Annotated in this window: 20 protein-coding genes; 10 read left to right on the forward strand and 10 right to left on the reverse strand. The window is 73.9% G+C overall.

Going from position 1 to position 21,341, the window contains the following annotated elements; translation table 11 throughout:
* Nucleotides 1–13: 13 nt before the first annotated feature.
* Nucleotides 14–1,318 carry an RNA polymerase sigma factor gene (locus tag QNH85_RS13675; RefSeq protein ID WP_282947267.1) on the reverse strand — a complete coding sequence of 435 codons (1,305 nt, stop codon included), beginning with the start codon at nt 1,316–1,318 and terminating at the stop codon, nt 14–16.
* The gene (locus tag QNH85_RS13680) at nt 1,291–1,713 is read right to left on the reverse strand and encodes a YciI family protein (RefSeq protein WP_282947268.1); all 423 of its coding nucleotides are present in this window, start codon (nt 1,711–1,713) and stop codon (nt 1,291–1,293) included. Before QNH85_RS13680 ends, QNH85_RS13675 begins: the two co-directional genes overlap by 28 nt.
* A 123-nt stretch (nt 1,714–1,836) precedes the next feature.
* Here QNH85_RS13680 and QNH85_RS13685 point away from each other — a divergent pair, with 123 nt between their 5' ends.
* From QNH85_RS13685 to QNH85_RS13705, 5 genes are all read left to right on the forward strand, one after another.
* On the forward strand, nt 1,837–3,483 hold the full coding sequence (locus tag QNH85_RS13685; RefSeq protein ID WP_282947270.1) for an ABC-F family ATP-binding cassette domain-containing protein: 1,647 nt from the start codon (nt 1,837–1,839) through the stop codon (nt 3,481–3,483).
* Between the two features lie 113 nt (nt 3,484–3,596).
* Nucleotides 3,597–4,889 (forward strand): ABC transporter substrate-binding protein, encoded by a 1,293-nt coding sequence (locus QNH85_RS13690; protein ID WP_282947271.1) that lies wholly within the window; start codon nt 3,597–3,599, stop codon nt 4,887–4,889.
* Nucleotides 4,890–4,926: 37 nt separating this feature from the next.
* Nucleotides 4,927–5,856, forward strand: coding sequence for a carbohydrate ABC transporter permease (locus tag QNH85_RS13695; RefSeq protein ID WP_428830408.1), 930 nt, complete (start codon nt 4,927–4,929; stop codon nt 5,854–5,856).
* Nucleotides 5,853–6,755 carry a carbohydrate ABC transporter permease gene (locus tag QNH85_RS13700; protein WP_428830409.1) on the forward strand — a complete coding sequence of 301 codons (903 nt, stop codon included), beginning with the start codon at nt 5,853–5,855 and terminating at the stop codon, nt 6,753–6,755. The genes QNH85_RS13695 and QNH85_RS13700 overlap by 4 nt, the downstream gene beginning before the upstream one ends.
* A gap of 51 nt (nt 6,756–6,806) precedes the next feature.
* Nucleotides 6,807–9,218, forward strand: a complete 2,412-nt coding sequence (locus QNH85_RS13705) for a glycoside hydrolase family 31 protein (RefSeq protein ID WP_282947272.1) — start codon at nt 6,807–6,809, stop codon at nt 9,216–9,218.
* A gap of 14 nt (nt 9,219–9,232) precedes the next feature.
* On the opposite strand, the gene QNH85_RS13710 is transcribed toward QNH85_RS13705, so the two are convergent.
* On the reverse strand, nt 9,233–10,261 hold the full coding sequence (locus QNH85_RS13710) for a LacI family DNA-binding transcriptional regulator (protein WP_282947273.1): 1,029 nt from the start codon (nt 10,259–10,261) through the stop codon (nt 9,233–9,235).
* Between the two features lie 50 nt (nt 10,262–10,311).
* On the opposite strand from QNH85_RS13710, the gene QNH85_RS13715 reads away from it, so the two are divergent.
* Nucleotides 10,312–12,171: a glycoside hydrolase family 2 protein gene (locus QNH85_RS13715; protein WP_282947274.1), complete on the forward strand. Its 1,860-nt coding sequence runs from the start codon at nt 10,312–10,314 to the stop codon at nt 12,169–12,171.
* 89 nt (nt 12,172–12,260) lie between these two features.
* Nucleotides 12,261–12,719 (forward strand): nitroreductase family deazaflavin-dependent oxidoreductase, encoded by a 459-nt coding sequence (locus tag QNH85_RS13720; RefSeq protein ID WP_282947276.1) that lies wholly within the window; start codon nt 12,261–12,263, stop codon nt 12,717–12,719.
* 7 nt (nt 12,720–12,726) lie between these two features.
* Here the strand turns inward: QNH85_RS13720 and QNH85_RS13725 are convergent, their stop codons facing one another.
* The 4 genes from QNH85_RS13725 to QNH85_RS13740 form a co-directional block, all read right to left on the reverse strand.
* Entirely contained in the window at nt 12,727–13,200 is a 474-nt protein-coding gene (locus tag QNH85_RS13725; RefSeq protein WP_282947278.1) for an ATP-binding protein, read from the reverse strand.
* Between the two features lie 91 nt (nt 13,201–13,291).
* Nucleotides 13,292–13,771: a GNAT family N-acetyltransferase gene (locus QNH85_RS13730; protein WP_282947280.1), complete on the reverse strand. Its 480-nt coding sequence runs from the start codon at nt 13,769–13,771 to the stop codon at nt 13,292–13,294.
* Between the two features lie 19 nt (nt 13,772–13,790).
* Complete coding sequence (gene ppk2, locus QNH85_RS13735; protein ID WP_282947282.1) at nt 13,791–14,609, reverse strand: polyphosphate kinase 2; 819 nt, start codon at nt 14,607–14,609, stop codon at nt 13,791–13,793.
* 60 nt (nt 14,610–14,669) lie between these two features.
* Nucleotides 14,670–16,049 carry an APC family permease gene (locus QNH85_RS13740; protein WP_282947284.1) on the reverse strand — a complete coding sequence of 460 codons (1,380 nt, stop codon included), beginning with the start codon at nt 16,047–16,049 and terminating at the stop codon, nt 14,670–14,672.
* A 136-nt stretch (nt 16,050–16,185) separates the two neighbouring features.
* Here QNH85_RS13740 and QNH85_RS13745 point away from each other — a divergent pair, with 136 nt between their 5' ends.
* On the forward strand, nt 16,186–16,518 hold the full coding sequence (locus QNH85_RS13745; protein WP_282947286.1) for a YtxH domain-containing protein: 333 nt from the start codon (nt 16,186–16,188) through the stop codon (nt 16,516–16,518).
* Between the two features lie 76 nt (nt 16,519–16,594).
* Here the strand turns inward: QNH85_RS13745 and QNH85_RS13750 are convergent, their stop codons facing one another.
* Nucleotides 16,595–17,575, reverse strand: coding sequence for a DUF5692 family protein (locus tag QNH85_RS13750; RefSeq protein WP_282947288.1), 981 nt, complete (start codon nt 17,573–17,575; stop codon nt 16,595–16,597).
* Between the two features lie 194 nt (nt 17,576–17,769).
* Here QNH85_RS13750 and QNH85_RS13755 point away from each other — a divergent pair, with 194 nt between their 5' ends.
* Entirely contained in the window at nt 17,770–18,429 is a 660-nt protein-coding gene (locus QNH85_RS13755) for a TetR-like C-terminal domain-containing protein (protein ID WP_282947290.1), read from the forward strand.
* Here the strand turns inward: QNH85_RS13755 and QNH85_RS13760 are convergent.
* Nucleotides 18,413–19,810 (reverse strand): GntP family permease, encoded by a 1,398-nt coding sequence (locus QNH85_RS13760; RefSeq protein ID WP_282947292.1) that lies wholly within the window; start codon nt 19,808–19,810, stop codon nt 18,413–18,415. The two genes, QNH85_RS13755 and QNH85_RS13760, sit on opposite strands and share 17 nt — an antisense overlap.
* Nucleotides 19,810–20,364 (reverse strand): gluconokinase, encoded by a 555-nt coding sequence (locus QNH85_RS13765; protein ID WP_213281426.1) that lies wholly within the window; start codon nt 20,362–20,364, stop codon nt 19,810–19,812. Before QNH85_RS13765 ends, QNH85_RS13760 begins: the two co-directional genes overlap by 1 nt.
* Before the next feature lie 284 nt (nt 20,365–20,648).
* Between QNH85_RS13765 and QNH85_RS13770 the strand changes: the two genes are divergently transcribed.
* Entirely contained in the window at nt 20,649–21,341 is a 693-nt protein-coding gene (locus tag QNH85_RS13770; RefSeq protein ID WP_282947294.1) for a FadR/GntR family transcriptional regulator, read from the forward strand.

Raw genomic sequence — 21,341 nt, forward strand, 5'->3', positions numbered from 1 at the left:
GGCGGCGCGCGGGTCAGAGCGCGGCGGCCTTGCGTTCCAGGACCGCGCGCTCGCGGGCGTTGCCGCACAGCCGCGCGGCGAGCTCCAGCTCGTCCCGCGCCTCCGCCGTCCGCCCGAGCTGCGCGAGCAGCTCGCCCCGCACGCTGGGCACGAGGTAGGTGCCGCCCAGGGTCGCGTCGGTCGCGAGCGCGTCGACCAGCGGCAGCGCCGCCGCCGGGCCCGCCGCCATCGACAGGGCGACGGCCCGGTTCAGCTCGACGACGGGTGACGGCGCCACGCGCCCCAGCGCCTCGTAGAGCACGACGATGCGCTCCCAGTCGGTGCCCGGCACGGACGGTGCCAGCGCGTGCTGCTCGGCGATCGACGCCTGCAGCGCGTAGGGCCCGAGCCCGCGTCCGGAGCTGGTGGCCCGGGCGAGCGCCGCGCGGCCCCGCCGGATCGCCGAACGGTCCCAGCGCCGCCGGTCCTGGTCCGCGAGCAGCACCGGCTCGCCGTCGGGACCCGTGCGCGCGGGGAACCGGGCGGCGGTGAGCTCGAGCAGCGCCAGCAGCCCCTGGGCCTCGGGCTCGTCGGGCACCAGCTGCACCAGCACGCGCGCGAGCCGGACCGCCTCGTCCGCCAGGTCGAGCCGCAGCCAGGAGTCGCCGGTCGAGGCCGACGAGCCCTCCGTGAACAGCACGTACACCACGTTCAGCACGGACCCCAGCCGCTCGGCGCGCTCGGCCGCGGGCGGCACCTCGAACGGCACGCGGGCCGCCGCCAGGGTCTTCTTCGCCCGCGTGATCCGCGCCTGCACCGTCGGCACCGGCACCAGCAGGGACGCGGCGACCTGCTCGCTGGTCAGCCCGCCCACCACCCGCAGGGTCAGCGCGAGCCGCGCCTCCTTGGACAGCACGGGGTGGCACGCGATGAACAGCAGCGCGAGCCGGTCGTCCTCGATGCGGTCCGGGTCCCACAGGACGTCCGGGTCGCCGGGCCGGTCCGGCGTCGCCCCGGTGTGCGCGCCGCCCTCCGCGAGCTCCCGGCCGAGGGCGGCGTACCTCTCGTCACGGCCCGACCGGCGCCGGAACGCGTCGATCGCCCGCCGCCGGCCGACCGTCAGCAGCCAGCCGACCGGGTCCCGCGGCACCCCGTCGCGGGGCCACGCGACCAGCGCCTCCGCCAGCGCCTCGGACGCGACGTCCTCGGCGAGCGGGAAGTCACCGGTGTACCGGGCGAGCGCGCCGACGATGCGGGCGGACTCGATGCGCCACACCGCCTCGACGGCGCGCCGCCCGGCGTCGGGACCGGTCAGTTGGTCCCGAGCTGCTCGCGCCACACGGCCTCCTTCTGGATCCACTCGTCGTCCTGCGGGAAGTCCTCGGGGCCGTTGATCCGGCGCACCTCGATCTTGTTGCCCGGGCCCTGCAGCGGCGCGCGCTTCGCCCACTCGACGGCCTCCTCCTTGGTGGCGACGTCGACCGTCCAGAAGCCGTTGAACAGCTCCTTGGTCTCGCCGTAGGGGCCGTCGGTGACGACCGGGGTGTCCCCGGAGAAGTCGACGACCGCGCCCTCGGCCGCGTCGCTGAGGCCCTCGCCGGCGACGAGGACGCCCGCCTGCATCATCGACTCGTTGTAGCGGCCCATCGCCGCGATGACCTCGCGGAAGTCCGTGTCCTGGTACGCGGCGACGCCCTCGTCGGTGCCCCGCATGATCAGCATGTACTTCGACATCGCGCCGTCTCCTTCGTGTCGGTGGTCCGCGAGCCGGACCCTCTCACCTCCGAGGTCGCACGGGAACCCCCCGGATCGACAGGGGCCGTCATCGAGTTCCGCCGGACGCCCGACAATGGACCCATGAGTGCCACCGTGCAGGCCAAGGGCGTCGGTGCGGGGTTCGGCGACCGCGAGCTGTTCTCCGGTGTCGACCTCGTCGTCGCCCCCGGGGACGTGGTCGGGCTGGTCGGGCCGAACGGTGCGGGGAAGTCGACGCTGCTGCGCATCCTCGCCGGGCACCGGGCGCCCGACGCGGGCGCCGTCGCGGTGTCCCCGCCGCACGCGCAGCTGGGGTACCTCGCGCAGGAGATCGAGCGCCGCGAGGACGAGTCGGTGCGCGCGCACCTGGAGCGGCGCACCGGCGTCGGGCCCGCGCAGGTCGCCATGGACACCGCGGCCGAGCGGCTCGCGACGGGGGAGCCGGGCGCCGACGACGAGTTCGCCGAGGCGCTGGAACGGTGGATGGGCCTGGGCGGCGGCGACCTCGACTCCCGCCGGGGCTCGGTGCTGGCGGACCTCGGGCTCGACGTCGACCCGGAGCTGCCGATGACGGCGCTGTCCGGCGGGCAGGCGGCGCGCGTGGGGCTGGCGGCGCTGCTGCTGTCCCGGTACGACCTCTACCTGCTGGACGAGCCGACGAACGACCTGGACCTGGAGGGCCTCGCGCTGCTGGAGGACTTCGTCGACCGGGTGGACGCGCCGGTGGTGGTGGTGAGCCACGACCGCGAGTTCCTGAGCCGGACGGTGACGTCGGTGGTGGAGATCGACCGCAGCCTGCAGCGGGTCGCGGTCTACGGTGGGTCCTACGACGCCTACCTGGAGGAGCGGTCGACGGCCCGCCGCCAGGCCCGCGAGGCGTACGAGGACTACGCCGCCCGCCGAGACGCCCTGTCGGCGCGCGCGCGGATGCAGCGCGCGTGGATGGACAAGGGCGTGAAGAACGCCCGCCGCAAGTCGTCCGACAACGACAAGATCGGCCGGAAGTTCCGGGCGGACTCCTCGGAGAAGCAGGCGGCGAAGGCCCGGCAGACGGAGCGGCTGATCGAGCGGCTGGACGTCGTGGCGGAGCCCCGCAAGGAGTGGCAGCTGCAGATGACCATCGCGGCCGCGCCACGGTCCGGGACGGTCGTCGCCGCGGCGCGGGCCGCGACCGTGCGCCTCGGGGAGTTCACGCTGGGGCCCGTCGACGTGCAGCTCGACTGGCAGGACCGGGTCGCGATCACCGGGCCGAACGGCGCCGGCAAGACCACGCTGCTGGGGCTGCTGCTGGGCCGGTTGGCTCCCGACGAGGGCCGCGTCGACCTCGGGTCCGGCGTGCTGGTCGGCGAGGTCGACCAGGCGCGCGCGGCGTTCGAGGACGACGCCCCGCTCGCCGACGCGTTCTCGCGGCTGGTCCCCGAGTGGAGCACCGCGGACGTCCGGACGCTGCTCGCGAAGTTCGGGCTGGGCGGGCACCACGTCGGACGGCCCGCGTCGTCCCTGTCCCCGGGGGAGCGCACCCGCGCGGCGCTCGCCTTGCTGCAGGCCCGGGGCGTGAACCTGCTGGTGCTCGACGAGCCGACGAACCACCTGGACCTGCCGGCGATCGAGCAGCTCGAGCAGGCGCTGGAGGCGTTCGACGGCACGGTGCTGCTGGTCACGCACGACCGCCGGATGCTCGACAGCGTGCGGCTCACCCGCCGGTGGCACGTCGAGGACGGCCGGGTCACGGAGGTCACCGCGGACTGACGCGCCCACGGAGGGCGGCACGACAACGCTCTTGACAGCCGTTTACAGCGCTGTAAAGTGGCCGGTGCACGGCGCGAGATCGACGACGATCCGAGGTCGAAGGAGACGAAGACGTGGCTGCCGCACACCCGGCCGCAGGAGCGGCACTGAGCCGCCGGTCGTTCCTCACCGGCTCGGCCGGCGCGCTGGCGCTGGCACTCGCCGGCTGCGCCGCACCCGGGGCCGGCGGCGACGGCAGCACGCTGCGCTTCTACCTGCAGAAGCAGGAGGTGATCGGGTACTTCGGGGACCTGCTGCGCCGGTTCGAGTCCGAGCACCCCGGGACGCGGGTGGTGCACGACTCCACCACCGCGATCGCGCCGCAGTTCGTCCGCGGCGCGCCCTCCGACGTCGGGTGCTTCAACGGCAACCTGGAGCTCGCGCGCTACATCGGCAGAGGGCAGTTCCGCGACCTGTCGGAGCTGCCGTCCGCGGGGCGCGTCCGGCCGGACATCGGCAGGCTGGCGGACCAGTACGCGACCTACGAGGGCCGCACGAGCGTCATCCCGTACTCGCTGGCCGCGGCCGGGGTCATCTACAACAAGCAGATCTTCGCCCGTCTCGAGCTCCCGGTGCCCGAGACCTGGACGCAGTTCGTGGACGTCTGCACCGCGCTGCAGTCCGCCGGGGTGACGCCCGTCTACGCGACCGACCGCGACACCTGGACGCTCTGGCAGGGGCTGTTCGACTACTCGGTGGGCTCCCTGGTCGACACGGCGGCGTTCTTCGCGCGGATGAAGGAGGTCGGGGCGGACGTCGGCCCGGACGCGCCGGTGTCGTTCGAGCAGGACTTCGCGGTCCCCATGGAGCGTGCGAAGACGATCTCCGGGTTCTTCAACCCGGACCACGCGGTGCGGTCGTACGCGGACGGCAACCTCGCGTTCGGCCGCGGCGAGGTGGGGATGTACCTGCAGGGCCCGTGGGCGCTCGGGCAGATCGCCCTGGTGGACGAGACCCTCGACATCGGCACGTTCGCGCTGCCGGTCAGCGAGGACCCGGACGACCGGCAGGCGCGCGTCAACGTCGACCTCGCGCTGTACGTCCCGGAGCGCACGCGCCACGTGGCCGAGGCGGAGGAGCTCGTGGAGTTCCTCATGCAGCCCGAGATCGTCGACGCCTACAACCGTGACAACCTCGCGTACTCGACCACGACGGACGCACCGGCGCAGGACGACCAACGGCTCGCCGGCCTGCAGGTCTACGTGGACGACGCGGCGTTCTACCAGGGCGCCGGGACGTTCATCCCCACCTCGATCCCGCTGGGCAACTACCTGCAGGCCGCCATCCGCACCGGTGACTTCGACGGCATGCTCCGCCAGCTCGACGCCGACTGGCGCCGGCTCGCCACCAGGGACGCGACCGCGTGACCGCGACGACGCCGTCGCGGTCGGAGAAGGAGTGCTCGTGACCGTTCAGACCCCGCTCGGCGCCGCTGCGGCGGCTCCGGAGCAGCACGGCGTGAGACCGCGGCACCGCGGCCGGCCCGAGCTGATCGCCTACCTGTTCCTCGTCCCCGCGCTGGTGGTGTTCACCGCCGTGATCGTCGTGCCGGCCGCGATGGGCATCTTCTACAGCTTCACCAGCTACGTCGGGTTCGGCGACTGGTCGTTCCTGGGCCTGCGGAACTACGCCGCCCTGGTCACCGACCCCACGATCCTCGAGTCGTACGGCTTCACGCTGGGGTTCGCGCTCGTCACCGTGGTGGTGGCGCAGACGATCGCACTCGCGCTGGCCATCGCCCTCACGCGGCGCATCCGGTTCGCGACCCCGCTGCGCACCGTCTTCGTCATCCCGATGGTCGTCTCCGGGATCGTGGTCGCCTACGTGTTCAGCTTCCTGTTCTCCAACACGCTGCCGGCGTTCGCCAGCACGCTCGGGATCGGTCCGCTGGAGCAGAGCATCCTGGGCAACCCGGACCTGGCGTGGCTGTCCATCGTGGTCGTGTCCGCGTGGCAGACGATCCCGGGCGCGCTGCTCGTCTACACCGCGGGCCTGACCTCGATCCCACCGGACCTGTACGAGGCGAGTGCGCTCGACGGGGCGGGGCCGTGGCGGCAGTTCCGGTCGGTGACGCTGCCGCTGATCGGCGGGTTCGTCCTCATCAACACCATCCTGGGTGTCAAGGGGTACCTCGGGGTCTACGACGTCATCGTGGGCCTCACCGGCGGCGGGCCCGGCACGGCCACTCGCAGCGTCGCCATGACGATCTTCGGCGGGTTCACCGGCGGCGACTACGCGTACCAGATGGCCAACGCGACCGTGTTCTTCGTGATCACCGTGCTCATCTCGGTCGCCCAGCTGGTCGCCACCCGAGGCAGGAGCGTGCGACTGTGACCGCGACGACCACCACCACCGTCCGCGCCGGCGAGCCGGCGCACCGCCCTGCGGAGCCCCCCCGGCGCCCGCACCGCCCGCACCGGACGAGCTGGCTCCTCACCGTCCTGCTCTGCCTCGCGTCGCTGACCGTGCTCGCCCCGCTCTACGTCACCGTCTCGATGGCGTTCAAGACGACCGAGCAGTCGGTGGACGGCAACGCGTTCGCCCTGCCGGCGCCGTTCCACCCGGGCAGCTTCGCCGAGGCGTGGCAGCTGACCCGGTTCCCCGTGGCCTTCGGCGTCTCGGCCGGCGTCGCGGCCCTCACCGTCGTCCTGACGCTGCTGCTCAGCTCGATGGCCGCGTACGCGATCGTGCGGCACTGGCAGCACCGGTTCTTCCGGTGGTCGTTCGTGTACCTGCTCGCCGCGATGTTCCTGCCGTTCCCGGTCGTCGCCCTGCCGCAGATCAAGATGACCGCAGCGCTGGGCCTGGACAACCCTGTCGGCGTCGGGCTGCTGCACGCCATGTTCCAGCTGTCGTTCAGCGTGCTGCTGTTCTCGGCCTACCTGCGCTCGGTCCCGGTGGAGCTCGAGGAGAGCGCACGGATCGACGGCGCCACCACGTGGCAGGTGTTCTGGCGCATCATCCTGCCCATCCTGGGGCCCATGAACGCGACCGTCGGGATCTTCGCGTTCCTCGCGTCGTGGAACGACTTCATGATCCCGTCGCTGATCACCGCCGACCCGGGGCTGCAGACGCTCCCGGTGGTGCAGAACATCTTCCAGAGCCAGTTCGGCACCAGCTACAACGTCGCCTTCGCGTCCTACCTCATGGCGATGGCTCCCACGATCGTGGTCTACCTGATCGCCCAGCGCTGGGTGGTCAGCGGCATCACGCAGGGCGCCGTCAAGAGCTGACACCGACCCTGCCGCACCCCGGACCCGCAGCCGAGACCCGAAGGAGCGCCCGTGCCCGTCGCCACCGAGGACCGCACCGACCTGCCCGTCATCCGCCCGCTGCCCTACGCCGCGCCGTCCGCGCGAGCCGACCAGCAGGTGCGGGGCCCGCACTGGCGCGTGACGGTGCTGGCCGACGGGCTGTTCCGGGTCGAGTGGACGCCCGACGGCGGCGTCGAGGACCGGGCGTCGACGTTCGCGCAGCGCCGGGACCTCCCGGCGGCGGAGTTCACGGCGCGGCCGCTCGGCGAGGGAGTCGAGATCACCACGACGCGCGCCCGGCTCCGGTACGACGGGCGGCAGCCGTCTGCGGACGGGCTCCTGGTCGAGCTGATCGGCGCGGACCCCGGGCGCTGGCGGTACGGCGAGCCGACGCACGACCTCGGGGGCACCGCCCGGACGCTCGACGACGTCGACGGGCGCACCGAGCTGGAGTCCGGGGTGGTCGCCCAGGACGGCATCGCGCTCGTCGACGACTCGACGTCCTTCCTGTTCGAGGACGACGGGTGGATCGGCACCCGGACACCCGGCCGACGCGACCTGTACGTGTTCGCGTACGGGCGGGACTTCGCCGAGGCGGTCCGCGCGCTGTACGCCGTCTCCGGGCCGCCGACCCGGCTGCCGCGCTGGGCGCTCGGCAACTGGTGGAGCCGCTACCACGACTACTCCGCGGACTCGTACCTCGCGCTGATGGACCGGCTCGCCGCCGAGGGCCTGCCCTTCTCGGTCGCGGTGATCGACATGGACTGGCACCGGGTGGGATCCGTGCCGCCCGAGCACGGGTCCGGGTGGACGGGTTACTCGTGGGAGCGCGCGCTGTTCCCCGACCCGCCGGCCTTCCTCGGGGCCCTGCACGCCCGCGGCCTGCGCACCACCCTCAACCTGCACCCGGCCGACGGGGTCCGGGCGTTCGAGGACGCCTACCCCCAGGTCGCGCGCGCCGTGGGGGTCGACCCCGCGTCGGGCGCCCCCGTGCCGTTCGACCTGACGGACCCGGCGTTCGCCCGGGCGTACTTCGACGAGCTGCACCACCCGCTCGAGGAGCAGGGCGTCGACTTCTGGTGGATCGACTGGCAGCAGGGCCGGACCTCGAACCGGCCGGGCGTGGACCCGCTCTGGTTGCTCAACCACTTCCACCACCTCGACGCGGCGCGTGCCGGCGGCACGGGCATGACCTTCTCGCGGTACGCCGGGCCCGGCAGCCACCGGTACGCCGTCGGGTTCTCCGGCGACACGGTGGTCTCGTGGGCCTCGCTGGCGTTCCAGCCCGAGTTCACCGCGACGGCGGCGAACATCGGCTACTGCTGGTGGAGCCACGACATCGGGGGTCACACCCGCGGCGTCCGGGACGACGAGCTCGCGACCCGCTGGCTGCAGCACGGCGTGTTCTCCCCGATCACGCGGCTGCACTCGGCCAACAACCCGTTCATCCGCAAGGAGCCCTGGGTGTTCCCGCCGGAGCACCGGCAGGCGATGGGCGAGGCGCTGCGGTTCCGGCACCGGATGGTGCCGTACCTGCACACGATGAACCACCGTGCCGCCGGGGGGACGCCGCTGGTGCAGCCGGTCTACCACCTGCACCCGCGCCGCAGCGAGGCGTTCACGGTCCCGAACCAGTACGCGTTCGGATCGGAGCTGATGGTCGTGCCGGTCACCGCGCCGCGCAGCCCCGTGTCGCTGCTGGGCCGCACCCGCGGGTGGCTGCCGCCGGGTCTCTGGACGGACGTGTTCACCGGCACGGTCTACCGCGGGGACCGGTACGTCGACCTGCACCGCAGCCTCGCGGAGATCCCCGTGCTCCTGCGCGCCGGCGGGATGCTGCCGCTCACCGACCCCGGCGAGCTCGACGCCACCCGCAACCCGTCCGCGCTGGAGGTCATGGTGGCGCCGGCCGCGGACGGCGCGCTGGACCTCGCGGAGGACGCCGAGGACGACGCCGCCCCGGCCGCGCAGGACGAGGGCCCTGCGGCGGTCACGCCGCTGCGCTGGGACGCCGCAGCCCGCACCTTCACCGTGGGGGCCGTCCGTGGCCGGGCGGACGCCGTACCCGCGGTGCGCCGGTGGACGGTGACGTTCCTCGCGCTGCTGCCCGAGGGGCCCGTCACGGCGGGTGGGACGCCGCTGGAGGTCACGGGCGTGGACGGGCGCTGGAGCGTGACGGTCACGGCTCCCGTGACCGGGCCGGTCGAGGTCCACGTCGGCGGGCCGCTGCGGGTGGGACCGGACCGGCGCGACGCCGTGCGCGAGGTGCTCGAGCGCGCGCAGGCCGGCAACCCGGGCAAGCTCGACGCCTGGCGCGTCGTCGAACGCGACAGGGACGCGGCTGAGCGGGTCGCCGAGCTGGGCGCGGTGGATCTGGACGACGACGTGCGGGCCGCGGTCACCGAGCTGCTGGGTGCGGTCGTGGGCGCCGACGTCCGGTGACGGGAGGCCTCGACTCAGGCGGGGTGCTGGCCCGGCGCCGCCGCCGTGCTCTCCCGGTGCACGAGCTCGTACCCGACCGTCACGTGCCGACCCGGGGACGTGTCCCCGTCCATGCGCGCGAGCAGCAGGTCCAGGGCCCGGGACGCGAGCGCGTGGGTGTCCGGTGCCACGCTGGTGAGGGCCGGCACGGTGCTCGCGGTGAGCACGGTGGCGTCCCACCCGATGACGGCGACGTCGCCCGGCACGTCGATCCCCCGGACGCGCAGGGCCCGCAGCGCGCCGATCGCGGCGAGGTCGTCCCGGCACAGCAGGGCGTCGACCCGCAGCCCGGCGTCCAGGGCGTCGCCGAGGGCCTGCTCCGCGCCGATGGCGTCGCCCTGCCCGCGCGCCACGAGCAGGCGGTCGTCGGCGGGCAGCCCCGCGCGCTCCAGGCCGCGGCGGAAGCCCTGGATCCGGAGCGCCGACGTCCGGGACCAGGCGTCGACCTCGTGGCCCAGGAACCCGATGCGCCGACGGCCGATCTCGACGAGGTGCGTGACGGCGTCGTCCGCCGCGGCGACGTTGTCGATGGCCACCTGGTCCGCGCCGGGGGGCTGGGCGTCCTCGCCCAGGAACACCATCGGGGTGTCGCCGCGCATCGCGTCGAGCTCGGTGGCCGTCAGGGACTGGGGGTGCACCACGACGCCGTCGACGATCCCGGCCTCGCGGTCCTGGATGACCGACCGCTCGCCGTCGGCGGTGCCGCCGGTCTCCTCCAGCAGCAGCCGGTAGCCGCGCGCCGCGCTGACCCGGGCGAACACGTGCGCGAGCTCCGCGAAGTAGGGGCGGCGCAGGTCCGGGAACGCCAGGGCCACCATGCTCGACCGCCCGGTCGCCAGGCTGCGCCCGCGGGAGTCGGGGCGGTAGCCGAGCTCGTCGACCGCCGCCTGGACCCGCGCGCGCATGGCCGGGCTGACGTGCTCGTAGCCGCGGACGACGTTGGACACCGTCTTCATCGAGACGCCCGCGCGCACGGCCACGTCCTGCAGGGTCACCCTTCCCATCGGGCCAACCTAACGGCGACAGTGCATTACAGCGCTGTAAAGTGGCGCGGATGACGAGCACCGCAGCGCGCGACGACGCGCACCCGGCACGCCCGCTGCCGATCGCGACCCGCCAGGACGGCTCCTACCCGCGTCCCCAGCTCCTCCGGGCGGCATGGGCCGACCTCGACGGTCCCTGGGCGTTCCGCCGCGACGACGCGGACGAGGGCCTGGCCGCCGGGTGGGCCCACGGCCTGCCCGGGGACGAGCGGATCACCGTGCCCTTCCCTCCCGAGTCCGCCGCGTCGGGCGTCGCGGACCCCGGGTTCCACCCCGTCGTCTGGTACGCGCGGGTCGTGACGCCGGAGGACCTGGCCGCAGCCGGTCGGTCCGAGCGCGCCCCGCGCGTGCTGCTGCACCTCGGCGCCGTCGACTACCGCGCGACCGTGTGGGTCGACGGCGCGCTCGCGGGCGAGCACGAGGGCGGCCACACGCCGTTCACGCTCGACGTCACCGCCCACGTCGCCGCGGACGGCGAGCACCTGGTCGTCGTGCGGGCCGAGGACGACCCGCACGACGCCGCCCAGCCGCGCGGCAAGCAGGACTGGCACGAGCAGCCGCACGCCATCTGGTACCACCGGACGACGGGCATCTGGCAGACCGTCTGGCTCGAGGCCGTCCCGACCACGAGCATCGCGAGCCTGCGCTGGGCGACCCCCGAGGCGACCACGGTCGACGTGACCGTCGGGCTGCGCGGGCGGGTCCGGCCCGGCAGCCGCCTGCGGGTGGCGCTGCGGGTCACCGACCGCGACGAGGACCTCGGCGCCGTGGAGGCCCTCGTCGTCGACGGCGGCTCCCGGCAGCGGCTGAGCCTCCCGCTCGCCCGGCAGCGCAACGGGCAGGCCCGCGACGAGCTGTTCTGGACGCCCGAGCGGCCGCGGCTGGTCGACGCGACGGTGACCCTCCTGGACCCGGCCGGTGAGGTGGTCGACGCCGTCAGCTCCTACCTCGGCGTCCGGACCGTCGGGGTCGCCGGCGGCCGGTTCCTGCTCAACGAGCGGCCCTACGACGTGCGCTCGGTGCTGAACCAGGGCTACTGGCCGGAGAGCCACCTCGCTGCGCCGACCCGGGACGCACTGCGGCGGGAGGTCGAGCTGATCCGGGACCTCGGGTTCACCGCCTGCCGGGTGCACCAGAAGGTCGAGGACCCCCGGTTCCTGCACTGGGCCGACCGCCTCGGCCTCCTCGTCTGGGGAGAGGCGCCCGCGACCTACGAGTTCTCCCCGAGCGCGATCCAGCGGGCCACCCGCGAGTGGATGGACGCCGTCGAGCGCGACGCCTCCCACCCGTGCGTCGTCACCTGGGTGCCGCACAACGAGTCCTGGGGCATCGAGCGTCTGGCGACGGACCCCGCGCAGCAGGCGTTCGCCCGGGCGCTCGCGGACCTCACGCGCGCGCTCGACCCGACGCGCCCTGTCGTCTCGAACGACGGCTGGGAGCAGCAGAACACCGACATCGTCACGGTGCACGACTACGAGGGCGACGGCGAGGTCGTCGCCAGGACGTACGCCGACGACGACGCGCGCGTCCGCATCGTGACGGGTACGGCGCCCTCCGGGCACCCGCAGTTCGTCGGTGGCGCGCGCGACGCGGGCCAGCCGCTCATGCTGACGGAGTTCGGCGGCGTGAGCTTCCAGCCGGACGCCGCGCGGCCGAACGGCTGGGGCTACACGGCCGCCGCGGACGTCGACGACTGGGTCGCGCGGCTGCAGGCGCTCTACGACGGCGTCCGAGCCGGCACGCTGCTCGCGGGCACCTGCTACACCCAGCTCGCGGACACGCTGCAGGAGACCAACGGGCTCCTCACCGCGGACCGGCGGCCCAAGGCGCCGGTCGAGCGCATCCGGGCGGCGGTCACCGGGCAGGGGTGAGGTCGGCTCACGCCCGCGGTCTTGACGGCCGGGGACGACGCGACGAGGGTGGGTGCGGCGACGACCCTGCCCCGATCCGGAAGACCCCCATGAGCTTCAGCACGGAACCCGGGACGCGCGGCGCCCGGCAGCCCTCCGGCCCGCTGCTCCGGGTCGCCAACCGGCTCACCACCGGCCGGCTGCGCCGCCGCGGCGGACGGCTGATGGGCATGGACGTGCTGGTGCTCCACACCGTCGGTGCGAGGTCGGGGCAGCCACGCGCCACGCCCGTGGCCTGGTTCCCCGGCCCCGACGGCAGCCGGTACGTGGTCGCCTCGGCGGCCGGCGCCCCGGGGCACCCCGCCTGGTACCTCAACATCGCCGCGCACCCCGGCGAGGTCGCGATCGAGGCCGACGGCCGGACCGTGCCCGTGGCGCCCACCGTGCTCACCGGAGCCGAGCGGGACGACGCGTGGCGCGCGGTCGTCGCGGCGGCGCCCCGCTTCGCGGGGTACCAGGAGAAGACGGACCGGGTGCTGCCGGTCCTGCGGCTGACACCGCGGGACTGACGCCGCCTCAGTGCTGCGCGGGGAAGATCGCCCAGACGTGCTTGGTGTCGTGGGTCGTGTACCAGCCGACGTCCTGCGACAGCCGCCGCGCGATCACCAGGCCGAAGCCGCCGGCACCGGAGGGCCGCTCCCCGGCGACCACCGGGGCGGTGTGCACGTCGCTGTCGCACACGTCGAGCAGGTACTCCTGCCCGTCGGTGGACAGGGTGAGGCTCGTCGGCGGGCGTCCGTGCTGCAGGGCGTTCGACGCCAGCTCCGAGGCGACCAGCACCATGTTGCCCGGGACGCGGTCGAGGCGCTCCTGCGCGGGCGCGTGGCCGGTCGTGATCTCGACGAGGAGCTCGCGGCGCACCGGCGAGAGGTCCGCCACGCTGGTGAGCTCCCAGGTGCGGACGGGCGTGAACCGGGCCGGGGGACGGGAGGACGCCAGACCGGCGTCGGTCTGGGGCCCGGCTCCCCGTCCGTGCTCGCTGTGCGCCACATCGCCTCCGTGTCCTGGGGGTGTCGGGTCCCGACGGTATTTCGGCGGCGACCCGGGCGCCACTTCGGCTCCGGGCGAGCGCGAGGAGACGTCAGCGGGCCGCGAGGTCCAGCGTCATGAACGTCGAGTACGGGCTGGGCCGGTAGGAGCCGAACGGGCCGCACTCCTCGAACCCGGCCCGCGCGTACATCGCCCGCGCCGCCGCGAAGCCGTCCTGCGTCCCGGTCTCCAGGCTGACCCGCTCGTAGCGCCGCTCGACCGCGAGCCCGACGAGGTGCTCGACCAGCGCGGCCGCCACGCCGCGTCGCCGTGCCGCCGCGGCGGTGTGCATGGACTTCAGCTCCCCGTGACCCGGCGCGACCTCGGCCAGCGCGCCGACGCCGAGCAGCGTCCCGTCGTCACCGTCGCGGGCGCTGCAGAACGTGACGTGCGGCGCGGTGAGCCCGTCGACGTCCAGGGCGTGCACCTCCTCCGGCGGGCTCAGCTCGTACATCAGCTCGAGGTGCCGGGTGAGCAGCGCGAGGACGTCGGGCGTGCGGGGGTCGTCGGGGGCGATCGTCAGCGAGGTCATCGCCGGTGACGGTACCGCCTCAGGCGCTCAGCTCCGGGTCGCCCGCCAGCGTCGCGGCGTGGTCCGGGACGGACGTGAACAGCTCCCGCGGCGGGCGCTCGTAGTCGTCCCGCGCCGGCGGCCGGTCGGGCAGGTGCACCGGCTCGTGGGGGACCTCCCGGTACGGGATCGTCGAGAGCAGGTGGGCCATCATGTTCAGCCGGGCGTTGCGCTTCTTGTCCGACTCGACGACGAACCACGGGTTCTCCGGGGTGTCGGTGTGCGCGAACATCTCGTCCTTGGCGCGGGAGTAGTCCTCCCACCGCGCGATGGACTCCAGGTCCATGGGGCTGAGCTTCCACCGCCGCACCGGGTCGTGCAGCCGGGACCGGAACCGGCGCAGCTGCTCCGCGTCCGACACGGAGAACCAGTACTTGCGCAGCAGGATCCCGTCGTCCGCGAGCATCCGCTCGAACACCGGGGCCTGCTCCAGGAACAGCGCGTGCTCCTCGGGCGTGCAGAAGCCCATGACCTTCTCGACGCCCGCCCGGTTGTACCAGGAGCGGTCGAACAGCACGAGCTCCCCGGCGGCGGGCAGGTGCGCGATGTACCGCTGGAAGTACCACTGGCCGCGCTCGCGCTCGGTCGGCGCGGGCAGGGCAGCGATGCGCGCGACGCGGGGGCTGAGGTACTCGGCGATCCGCTTGATCGTGCCGCCCTTGCCGGCGGCGTCGCGGCCCTCGAACACCACGACCACGCGGGCGCCGGTGCTCCGCACCCACTCCTGGAGCGTCACCAGCTCGGACTGCAGCCGGAACAGCTCCGCCTCGTACACCGCCTTGGGCACCTTCGCCGTCATCCCCGGACCGTACGCCGGGCGGTGCGGGCGTGACCAGGCCCGGGCGCCACGGCTCGGGGGTCAGGCGTCCGGCGTCCGCTCCGCCCTGCCCGTGACCACGCGGTTCACCACGTACAGCACCACGCCGATCCCGAGCAGCACGAGCGCCCGCAGGTAGACGCTGCCCTCGCGCCCGGTGAGCGGGGAGGCGAGCACGAGCGACACGACGGCGCCGATCGCCGGCGCCCAGGTCGGCGCGCGGAACGACTTCTCGGTGTCGCCGTCGACGGTCTCGGGGTCGCCGTCGGTGTCCCGGCGCCGCAGCACCAGCACCGCGACGTTGACCACCGCGAACACCAGCAGCAGGAGCAGCACGGTGGTGTCCGCGAGGTCGCCCAGGTCACCGGTCGCGGTGAGGGTCAGCGCCAGCACGACGGTGAACGCGATCGCCACGACGGGCGTCCGCCGCCGGGCGTGCACCCGGCCCAGGACCGCGGGCACGATCCCCTCCCGCGACATCCCGTAGACCAGGCGCGACGCCATCATCATGTTGATCAGCGCCGTGTTCATGACCGCGAGCAGGGCGATCAGCGCGAACAGCCACGGCGGGAACGCCAGGCCGGCGACCTTGACGACCTCGAGCAGCGGGCCGGTCGAGCCGACCAGCACGTCCGTCTCGACGAGCATCGACGCCGTGAACGCCACCGCGAGGTAGATGAGGCCGGCGACGAGCAGGCCGCCGAACAGCGCCCGGGGGAAGTCCCGCCGGGGGTGCCGGGCCTCCTCCGCGAGGTTGACGGAGTCCTCGAAGCCGAGCAGCGCGTAGAAGGCCAGCGCGGTGGCGCCGAGCACGCCCGTCCAGACCGGTCCCTCGGTGTGCAGCTCCATCGCCCGGCCGGGGTCGCCGTCCCCCTGCAGCAGCGCCCAGACGCCGATGCCGATGATGACGAGCAGGCCGCTCGCCTCGACGAGCGTGAGGACCACGTTGACGCGGACCGACTCGGAGACGCCGAGGACGTTGACGACGGTGATGAGGCCGAGGAACACCCACGCCGCGGCGAGCGTCGGCACGCCGAAGGGCAGCAGCTCCGCGAGGTAGTCGCCGCCGAACGCCCGCGCGGCAGCGGAGGCGCTCGTGATGCCGGACATCATCACGGCGAACGCGACGAGGAAGGTGAGGAACGGGCGCTGGAACGCGCGGTTCGCGTACAGCGCCGCACCCGCCGCCTGCGGGTACCGCGCCACGAGCTCGGCGTAGGCCGTCGCCGTGAGCGTCGCCAGCACGAACGCCAGCAGGAACGGCAGCCAGATCGCCCCGCCGACCTCTGCGGCCACCGTCCCGGTGAGCGCGTAGATGCCCGCGCCGAGGATGTCCCCGACCACGAACAGCAGCAGCACGGTCCGGCCGATCGTCCGCTTGAGCGCCGGCTGGTCCTTGTCCACCTGCACCGACTCGGCCATCGGAGCACCACCTCCCCTTCGAGGGGACACTGTGCTCCCGGCGGGCGCCGGGCGCGCGCCGAGAGCGGCCCTCACCAGGCGGGACGCGACCGCCGCCCCTACGCTCGGTCGCACCACCACACACCGGAGGTCAGGCATGAAGGGCAAGCTGGCATTCGTCCTCGGCGCGGGCGTGGGCTACGTGCTCGGGACGCGCGCGGGCCGCGTGCAGTTCGAGAAGATCAAGGGCTGGGCGTCCGACGCCTGGAACGACCCGCGCGTGCAGTCCACCGTGGACGACCTGGAGTCGCAGGCGGCGCGGATCGCCAAGGACCAGGGTTCGGCCATCAAGGACAAGGCCGTCGACGCGGTGAAGACCGCGGTGTCGAAGGCCAAGGGCGACGAGCCGGGCGGCGCGGACGGGACCGGCACCACGCCGCCGACCGCGACCACCCCGCCGACCGCCACCACCCCGCCGCCGAGCCTCTGACGGCAGGCGCACGGAACGACGCCGAGGCCGGCGGTCCCCGCGTGGGGGCCGCCGGCCTCGTGCGTGCGGCGTGCGGTCAGACGGGGACCGCGCGGGGTGCCCCGGTGGGACCGTCCGCCGGCACGACGGGAGTGCCGAGCGGGGCGTTCGCCTCGCGCACCTCCCGGTAGGGCCGCAGGTGCGTGTACAGCTCGTCGCGCAGGGGGTTGCGGTGCCGGGTGAGGATCACGAACAGCTGGTACCCGGCGACGGCCACGTTGGCGGCCAGCGACACGGCCGACACCGTGAGCAGCGCGGTCGGGTCGTGCGACGCGTCCACCGCGAACCGCGAGGAGCTCACGAAGGCGGGGACGGCCATCGTGAACATCATCCACAGGGCGAGCGTGTGCGCGCGGTGCTGCAGCCAGGCGCCCTTCTTGAGGAAGAAGGCCGGGACCGTGCAGGAGAGGAGCAGCGCGGCACCCGCGTAGAACGCGTGGTCGCCGACGCAGTTGTAGACGTACGCGAAGTTCCACAGGTCGTAGGCGACGATCCAGAACCACATCATGTCGGGCCAGACCATGTCCTGGGACCGGTCGCGCGACACGATGATGCCGGCCCAGCCGCAGATGGTGAGCAGGTTGAGGACGCCGGCGACGCCGTTCATCACGTTCCACGGGCCGCCCACCATGTAGACGCCGTCGTGCAGGCCGTGCAGGCCCGCCACCTGGAAGTCGCGGACGACGGCCTCGCCGATGTTGATGGCGAGGATCAGGGCGGGGAACATCAGCATCCAGCGGTTCCGTGACAGGCGGGGCACGTACCGCAGCAGCATGAAGCCGAGGCAGCCGGCGAGCGCCGAGTAGACCTTCACCCAGTGGAACCAGGTCCCGGTCGACGAGCCGGCGCCCGCGGTCGTCGGCCAGACGAACAGGGTGAGCAGCAGGGGCAGCGCCACGAAGAGGCCGAGTCCGGCCCACTTCCAGCGGCGCGTCACCTCGTTCAGGGCGATGAGGGCGACGAGCACGACGCCCCACAAGGCCCAGGAGTACCAGGGGATCGACTCGAACAGGAACATCGGACTCCTCCTCACGACGGCGCGGTTCCGCCCTCTGCTGCCGACCGTAGGAACCGGCCGGGCGGCGGTCACTGGACAGCGGGGCCGATGTGTCCAGAGCGCGGCGCGGAGGAGGCCTCGGTCGCGTCGTCACCCGGCGGGGACGGGACTTTCGGCCCGCTCCGGGTGGTCGGCGCGCGGCCGTACGGTGAGGCATGACCGAGCCCGCGAGTCCTGAGCGCCGCCGCTCCGACGCGCGCGACGCCCTGGCCGCGGCCCTGAAGGTGCGGCTCCGGGACGAGGCGCTCGACCGGGTGACCGTCACGGAGCTGGCGCGGGACTGCGGTCTCACCCGGCAGGCCTTCTACTACCACTTCCGCGACGTGCGGCAGCTCGCGGTGTGGGTGTTCGAGACCGAGGTGGCGGAGCAGGTGCGTGCCGCGGCGGCGTCGTCGGAGACCTGGGCGGACGGGCTGGTCCGCCTCCTGCAGTACCTCCGCGAGAACCGCTCGTCGACGGTCGCCGTCCTCGACGGGGTCGGCCGGTCGCGGCTCGAGCGGTACCTGTTCGCCCAGATGCGGCCGGTGACCGAGGCCGTCGTGGCCGAGGTCGGTGGGGGCGGCCCCCGACGCGCGGGCGACCGGGCCCGGGTGGTGGACCACTACACGTCGGTGGTGCTCGCGGTCGTGCTGCGCTGGGTCGCCGGCGGGATGGTCGAGCACCCGTACCGCCTGGTCGGCGACCTCGAGCTCATGATGCACGGCTCGGTGCGCGAGTCGGTCCGGCGGCTGGACGACCGCTCGGAGCCGGACGACGGCGGCCCCGGGCGCCGGTGGGGACCGGCGCCCGGGAGCGTCGCTAGATCACCAGGCTGAGCAGCAGCACCACGACCAGCGCGGTGACCGACAGCACGCACTCCATCAGCGACCACGTCTTGAAGGTCTGGCCGACGGTCATCTTGAAGTACTCCTTGACCAGCCAGAACCCGGCGTCGTTCACGTGGCTGAGGAACACCGAGCCCGCGCCGATCGCGAGCACCATGAGGGCGACGTGCGTGGGGGACAGGCCCTCGGCGAGCGGCGCGACGATGCCCGCGGCGGTGACGGTCGCGACCGTGGCCGAGCCCGTCGCCACGCGGATCAGCACCGCGACGAGCCAGGCGGCCAGCAGCGGCGAGATCGGCGCGTCCGCGAGGCCCTTGGCGATGACGTCGCCGACGCCGGAGTCGACGAGCGTCTGCTTGAAGCCGCCGCCGGCGCCCACGATCAGCAGGATCGAGGCGATCGGCGCGAACGAGGAGTCGACGAGCGAGCCGATCTGGCTGCGGGTGCGGCCCTGCCGCGAGCCGAGCAGGACCAGCGACACCAGGGCCGTGATGAGCAGCGCGACCAGCGGGGTGCCGATGAAGTCGAGCACCTGGCCGACGCCGCTCTCCTGGAACCCGATGGTCTCCGCGAGGGTGCGGGCCAGCATGAGGACGACGGGCAGCAGCACCACGGTCAGGGCGGTGGCGAACGAGGGGCGGCGGGCGCCCTCCTCGCGGTCCGAGCCGCCCAGGATCTCGGTCGGCGGGTCCAGCGGCACCCAGCGGGCCATGGGCTTGGCGAGCAGCGGGCCGGAGATCGCGACGGTCGGGATCGCCACCAGCAGGCCGAGCCCGAGCGTCAGGCCGAGGTCGGCGCCGAGGGCGTCGATCGCGATCAGCGGTCCGGGGTGCGGCGGCACGAGGCCGTGCAGCGCAGACAGGCCGGCGAGCGCGGGGATGCCGACGACGATCATCGAGACCTTCGACCGGCGGGCGACGAGCATCACGACCGGGATCAGCAGGACGACGCCGACCTCGAAGAACAGCGGGATGCCGATGATGAACGCCGCGAACGCCATGGCCCACGGCAGCCGCTTCACCGGCGTCCTGGCCAGGATCGAGTCGACGATCTGGTCGGCGCCGCCGGAGTCGATCAGCATCTTGCCGATGATCGCGCCGAGGGCGATGAGGATGCCGACGCCCGCGACCGTGGTGCCGAGGCCCGCGGTGAAGCTGGTGAACGCGTCGGTGTAGGGCAGGCCGGCCGCGACGGCGAGCACGCCGGCGCCGAGCATCAGGGACAGGAACGGGTGCAGCTTCAGCCACACGATGAGCAGCACGATCACGGCGATGCCGACGACGGCGGCCACGATCAGGCGGGTGTCGGACACCGCGGGTGCGGTGTCCTCGGCCGCGGCGGCCAGCAGCGCCGTGGCGGCGAGCGGGGACATCAGGACTCCTGGGGGGTGGTCGGGCCGGGCACGCGGGCCGTGGCGGGGTCGATGCCGAGCTCGCGCAGGGCGGCGTCGGCGACGGAGTGCGGGGAGACCTCGACCGGCACCACGACGCCGTCCTCGGCCCCGGTGAGCCGCTCGAGCGTCTCGAACTGCGAGGGCAGCAGGGACGGGGGCATGAAGTGCCCGGCGCGCCCGGCCATCCGCTGGCCGATGGAGTCGATCGTCCCGTCCAGGTGCACGAACCGGACGCGGCCCTCGGCCTCGCGCAGGACGTCGCGGTAGGCGACGCGCAGCGCGGAGCAGGTGACGATGGTCGACCGGCCCGCGCCCGCCTGCTCCGAGAGCCAGTCGCGCATGGCGCGCAGCCACGGCCAGCGGTCGTCGTCGGTCAGCGGGGTGCCCGCCGACATCTTCTCGATGTTGGCCGGCGGGTGGAACTCGTCGGCCTCGGCGAACGGCCAGTTCAGGCGCTCGGCCAGGATCTGGGCGGTCGTGGTCTTCCCCGACCCCGCGACCCCCATCACCACCAGGTGCTGGACCTCCGGCATTGGTTGTCCCTCTCGACGTCGTCGTCCGGGCGCGGATTCGTCCGGCAGCGGCCGCGGACCGCCCCGCAGCACCGGACACTGTGGCACAAAGGTGCGATCTTTGGAAGCCAAAGGTCACACCAGTCGGGGCGCTGGTCGACCGCGCGTCCGGCCCGCCCCGTGTGCGACCCTGGCACGGCCGCCGGGGCGGCGCGCGTCGGAGGGGCGCGTGATCAGCGCGTCGGAGGGGCGCGTGATCAGCGCGTCGATCGGGCGCGTGACCAGCGCGGCGAGGAGGAGCGGACGTGGTGGCCGAGGTGCTGCACAGCAGCGTGCTCGAGGTGGTCGGCGCGGAGATCACCGCCGGCACGGTGCCCGCCGGCGCGGTCCTCACCCTCGAGCGGATCCAGCAGCGCTTCGCCGTGTCCCGCACCGTCGCGCGCGAGACCATGCGGATGCTCGAGCACCTCGGGCTGGTGACGTCCCGGCGCCGCGTCGGGCTCGTCGTGCGGCCCGCGTCCGACTGGATGGTGTTCGACCCGCGCGTGATCCGCTGGCGGCTGGCGGGCCCCGGCCGGCTCGCTCAGCTCCGGTCGCTCACCGAGCTCCGCGCGGCCGTCGAGCCCGTCGCGGCCGCCGCCGCCGCCCGGCACGCCGACCCCGCCGACGTCGACCGGCTGCTGGAGATCGTGGCCCGGATGCGCGAGCTCGGGGAGGCCGGCCGGCTCGAGGAGTTCCTGGCCTGCGACATCGAGTTCCACGCGCTGCTGCTGCGTGCGGGGCGGAACGAGATGTTCTCGGCGCTCACCGACGTGGTCGCCGAGGTGCTCGCCGGGCGCACCCGGCACGGCCTCATGCCCGCGCACCCGCGACCCGAGGCGCTGGACGCCCACGACGCGGTGGCCGCCGCGGTGCGGGCCCGCGATCCCGAGGCGGCCGAGCGGGCGATGACGGTCATCACGGCGGAGATCCGGGCCGCCCTGGGCGAGCTGCACTGA

Origin of the sequence: Cellulomonas endometrii (assembly GCF_949769265.1) — a bacterium.
GTDB classification, from domain to species: domain Bacteria; phylum Actinomycetota; class Actinomycetes; order Actinomycetales; family Cellulomonadaceae; genus Cellulomonas; species Cellulomonas endometrii.